The sequence below is a fragment of the Mycobacterium hippophais genome (genome assembly GCF_027529605.1).
GTDB classification, from domain to species: Bacteria; Actinomycetota; Actinomycetes; order Mycobacteriales; family Mycobacteriaceae; genus Mycobacterium; species Mycobacterium arseniciresistens.
This window is the reverse complement of sequence record NZ_JAPZPY010000024.1, coordinates 1-4,222: the sequence shown is the minus strand read 5'-3', so window position 1 is coordinate 4,222 and position 4,222 is coordinate 1. Positions and strand designations below refer to the sequence as shown.

At 72.2% G+C, this 4,222-nt stretch carries 6 protein-coding genes; 2 read left to right on the top strand and 4 right to left on the bottom strand.

What is annotated here, in order from left to right:
- Positions 1–201: 201 nt before the first annotated feature.
- Positions 202–963 (bottom strand): CPBP family intramembrane glutamic endopeptidase, encoded by a 762-nt coding sequence (locus O6P37_RS28370; RefSeq protein WP_408633273.1) that lies wholly within the window; start codon positions 961–963, stop codon positions 202–204.
- Positions 964–988: 25 nt separating this feature from the next.
- Complete coding sequence (locus O6P37_RS28365) at positions 989–1,774, bottom strand: DUF2470 domain-containing protein (protein ID WP_269897206.1); 786 nt, start codon at positions 1,772–1,774, stop codon at positions 989–991.
- Positions 1,775–1,888: 114 nt separating this feature from the next.
- On the opposite strand from O6P37_RS28365, the gene pheA reads away from it, so the two are divergent.
- On the top strand, positions 1,889–2,824 hold the full coding sequence (pheA, locus tag O6P37_RS28360) for a prephenate dehydratase (RefSeq protein WP_269897205.1): 936 nt from the start codon (positions 1,889–1,891) through the stop codon (positions 2,822–2,824).
- Positions 2,821–3,507 (top strand): histidine phosphatase family protein, encoded by a 687-nt coding sequence (locus O6P37_RS28355; RefSeq protein WP_269897204.1) that lies wholly within the window; start codon positions 2,821–2,823, stop codon positions 3,505–3,507. The genes pheA and O6P37_RS28355 overlap by 4 nt, the downstream gene beginning before the upstream one ends.
- 27 nt (positions 3,508–3,534) lie before the next feature.
- Here the strand turns inward: O6P37_RS28355 and O6P37_RS28350 are convergent, their stop codons facing one another.
- Together O6P37_RS28350 and O6P37_RS28345 are read right to left on the bottom strand one after the other, a co-directional pair.
- Entirely contained in the window at positions 3,535–3,735 is a 201-nt protein-coding gene (locus O6P37_RS28350) for a hypothetical protein (protein WP_264011519.1), read from the bottom strand.
- A gap of 49 nt (positions 3,736–3,784) precedes the next feature.
- Entirely contained in the window at positions 3,785–4,135 is a 351-nt protein-coding gene (locus tag O6P37_RS28345; protein WP_269897208.1) for a metallopeptidase family protein, read from the bottom strand.
- Positions 4,136–4,222: the final 87 nt, after the last annotated feature.

Below are 4,222 nucleotides of genomic sequence, written 5' to 3'. Positions count from 1 at the left end.
GGCGGCGGACGGGCGGCGCGGGCGGTGGTGGCAGCCGGCGCGGGGGAGTGGGCGGGCGCGGCGGCCACACCGGCGGCGGCCGGTGCGCCGGGTCGCGGCGGATCATCTCCGGCGGCTCCCGTGGCGGCTGCCGTGGTGTCGGCCGGTTGTCGTCCACAGCAGAAATGTACGTGCCTCGCGTCCGCGGACCCCGGCGACGGGCTACGCCAGCCAGCCGAGTCGGCCGGCCAGCAGGGCGTAGCCGACGAAGGCGACCGCGTCGATCAGGGCGTGCGCGACGACCAGGGGCCACAGCCGACCGGTTCGCTGGTAGACGTAGCCGAACACCAGGCCCATTGCCACATTGCCCAGCCCGGCGCCGAAGCCCTGGTACAGGTGATAGGCGCCGCGCAGCAGGCTGCTGATCACGACCGCGGCCATCGGGTTGACGCGCAGTTGGCGCAGCCGGGTGAGCAGGAAACCGACCACGATGATCTCCTCGGCCCAGCCGTTGGCGAACGACACCGCCAGCAGCACCGGGATCCGCCACCAGGTGTCGTAGAGCTCCGCGGGTTCCACGTCGGCGTTCGCGCCGAGCAGTCGGGCCACCTGGTACAGCGCCAAGCCGGGCAGCCCGATGAGCGCCGCCAGCCCGAGCCCGCCGAGCACGTCGCGCCCGCGGGGCCGGCCGAGGCCGATGCGCGACGGCCCGAACCCGCTGCGCCACAACAGGTACAACCCGAGCGCGCCCCACGCCAGGAGCTGGAACACGCGGGTCAGGTTGAACCCGAGGTCGATCAGGTCGAACGGCGAGCGCTTCGGATTGAGTGCGATCACCTGTCCGGACAGGCCCTGCAGCACCGACTCGATCAGGCTCAGCAGCGCGGTGTAGGCGCTCAGGCCGAAGGTCACCGCCAGCACGACGGCGATCTCGATGCACAGCACGCGCCGCTGCGGCGACTGCGCGTCGGCGGGCTCGGTCACCGCCACAGGCTAGTGCGGCGTGGGGTCAGACGCGGCGCGCGCGCAGTCCGTTGAGGAAGGGGCACCCCATCAGGACCCTGATCGCCTGGCTCAGCCCGGTGACGTCGTCGACCGGCTTGGCGAAGGGCAACCGCACGTCGTGGTCGCCGTCCTCGTTCTCGACGCGCAACTGGACGCCGTAGCGGTCCAGGCCGAGCGGTCGCACGCGGCCCCGGCGCAGCGCGATGGGCAGCCGGGTGGCGAGCCGCTCGACCACGTCGCGGTGCGCGGAGTCCATGTGCTGCAGCCAGCACGACTCCATCTCGCAGAACGGGTCGGGCCGGGCCTCGAGCAGGGTGTTCAGGCTGACGGCCTCGGCGCCGGTGGAATCGGCCACCACCACCGACTCGATCTCCAGCCGCATCAGTGCATAGCGGGTGTCGCCACCGTTGTTCTCGCTCGAGTTGACCTGCAGCAGAGCCGGATTGGGATCGGAGGTGGCGATGAGGTCGAGCATCGGCGCGACGTGTGCGGCGGCCACCTCCCGCAGCCGGCCGCGGATCCACACCAGCGACCGCACCGGTTCACGCAGGGGCAGCGGGGCGTAGTCGGTCATCTCGAGCACCGCCTGGACGCCTGCGGTGCCCGCGCCGACGACCATGCCCGCGACCATGCCGTCGACCGGCACCGTCAGCGCGAACGAGCCGTCCTCGAGCAGGTGGTGGATCGGCGTCGCGACGGGTTCGACACCCTCCACGGCCAGCATCGCGCCGCCGCCGCGCGCACATGCGCTGCGGATCCGCTCGGCTGTCGTCGGTGCCGCATTCGTCATCGCTCGCCCTCCCGGTAGATAAGGTGAGCCTAACTTAACTACCGCCGGACGGGCGGCGCAAGACCTCCCCTCCAGCGGAACGGCGTAACCGCGGCCACCCGATAGGGTTGAGACGTGCCGAGCATCGCCTATCTGGGGCCCCAGGGAACCTTCACAGAGGCGGCGTTGCTGCAGTTGGCCACGGCAGACGCGATCCCCGTCCCTGGCGCCGTCACCCCGCTGCCCGTCGAGAGCACACCGGCCAGCCTGGAGTGCGTGCGCGCAGGCACCGCCGACTACGCGTGCGTCCCGATCGAGAACTCGATCGAGGGCTCGGTGCTGCCCACGCTGGACAGCCTGGCCGTCGGCGCGCCGCTGCAGATCTTCGCCGAGACCGTCCTGGACGTGTCGTTCACGATCGTGGTGCGGCCCGGCCACACCGGTGACGTCGCGACCGTCGCCGCCTTCCCGGTGGCGGCCGCGCAGGTCCGGCGGTGGCTGGCCGAGAACCTGCCGGGGGCGCTGGTGGTGCCCGCCCAGTCGAACGCGGCCGCGGCGCACGACGTGGCCGAGGGCCGGGCCGATGCGGGGGTCAGCACGGTGCTGGCCGCCGAGCGCCTCGGGCTCGAGGCGCTCGCCTCGGGCGTCGTCGACGAGAACAACGCGCGCACCCGCTTCCTGCTCGCCGGCCGGCCGGCGCCGCCGCCCACCCGTACCGGCGCCGACCGCACCTCGGTGGTGCTGCGGCTGGCCAACGAGCCTGGGGCGCTGGTCACGGCCATGACCGAGCTGTCCGTCCGCGACATCGACCTGACCCGCATCGAGTCCCGGCCCACCAGAATGGGACTGGGCACCTACGTGTTCTTCCTCGACTTCGTCGGCCACATCGACGACGCCGCCGTCGCCGAGGCACTCAGGGCGCTGCACCGGCGTTGTGCAGATGTGCGCTATCTCGGATCCTGGCCCACAGGGGTGGCTGCCGGTGCGCCGCCGCCCCAGCTCGACGACGCATCGCACTGGCTGGCCGCGCTGCGCGACGGCAGACTCGGTGACGCGGAGGTGAACCAATGAGCGGACGGCTGGTGCTGGTCCGGCACGGGCAGTCGCTGTCCAACGTGGAGCGGCGGCTCGACACCCGCCCGCCCGGCCGGGAGCTGACCGACCTGGGCCGCGAACAGGCCAGGGAGTTCGCCCGCGGGCTCGCGCACCCACCGGCGATGGTCGCCCACTCGGTCGCGGTGCGCGCGGTGCAGACGGCCGGCGAGATCGCCGCGCAGGCCGGGCTGCCCGCCCACGAGTTCGACGGCCTGCACGAGGTCCAGGTCGGCGAGCTGGAGGACCGCAACGACGACGACGCGATCGCCGAGTTCGAATCCATCTATCAGCGCTGGCACCAGGGCGACCTCGACGCCGTGATGCCCGGCGGCGAATCAGGCAACGACGTCCTCGACCGCTATGTCGCCGTGCTCACCCAGCTCAGGCTGCGTCACCTCGACGACGACGCCTGGCGCGGCGACATCGTGGTGGTCAGCCACGGCGCCGCGATCCGGCTGGTCGCGGGGGTGCTGGCGGGGGTCGACGGCGGCTTCGCGCTCGACCACCACCTGGCCAACACCGAGGCCGTGGTGCTGGCGCCGGTCACCGACGGCCGCTGGAGCTGCGTGCAGTGGGGCACGTTGACCCCGCCGTTCTATCCCGAGACCGACGTGCACCCGGTGCAGGACGCCCTGGAGTCCGCCGACCCGATGGGCTGACCCGAGCCGCTTCCGGACGGGTAGGTGTCAACTGACGCGGACGACGGACCCGCCTGCTGCCTGACCGCACTGACAGCCGATCGCCTCGCAGTCGATGCTGAAGGTGTGCATCACCTCGGGCGTCTCGCAGCCGTCCTCGGTGCACTCCATACGGAACCGGACGTGGTGGACCACCGTGCCATGGCAGTGCTCCAGCCCGGCCCGGCACTCCCGGCACTGGAAACTCATGGCCCGTTCATAGCACTGCCGGCCGACATGGCGCGGTTGCCGCGCCTGTCTATCCCCACCCCAACTCGTGCAGGCGCTCCTCATCGATGCCGAAGTGGTGGGCGATCTCGTGGATCACGGTGATCGCCACCTCCTCGACCACCTGCTCCTCGGAGTCGCAGACGTCCAGCAGGGCGTCGCGGTAGATGGTGATCGTGTCGGGCAGCGAGCCGGCGTACCAGGAGTCCCGTTCGGTGAGCGCGACGCCCTCGTAGAGGCCGAGCAGGCTGGGTTCCTCGTCGTGGCGGTCGGCGACCAGCACGACGACGTTGTCGATGGCGGCGGCGAGGTCGGCGGGAATCAGGTCGAGCGCATCCGAGACCAGCTCGTCGAACCTCTGCTGGCCCATCCGGACGCCCACCCGGCTACGGCGCCGGGGGCGGCGGCGGCGGCCCGGGTGCCGGCGCGGGCGGCGGCGGCACTGCCTCGGGCGCGGGCGGCGGTGGTG

Excerpts from the sequence above, each read along its gene's own strand:
- O6P37_RS28365 (WP_269897206.1), bottom strand. The coding sequence starts at position 1,774 with ATGACGAATGCGGCACCGACGACAGCCGAGCGGATCCGCAGCGCATGT.
- O6P37_RS28355 (WP_269897204.1), top strand. The coding sequence starts at position 2,821 with ATGAGCGGACGGCTGGTGCTGGTCCGGCACGGGCAGTCGCTGTCCAAC.
- O6P37_RS28350 (WP_264011519.1), bottom strand. The coding sequence starts at position 3,735 with ATGAGTTTCCAGTGCCGGGAGTGCCGGGCCGGGCTGGAGCACTGCCAT.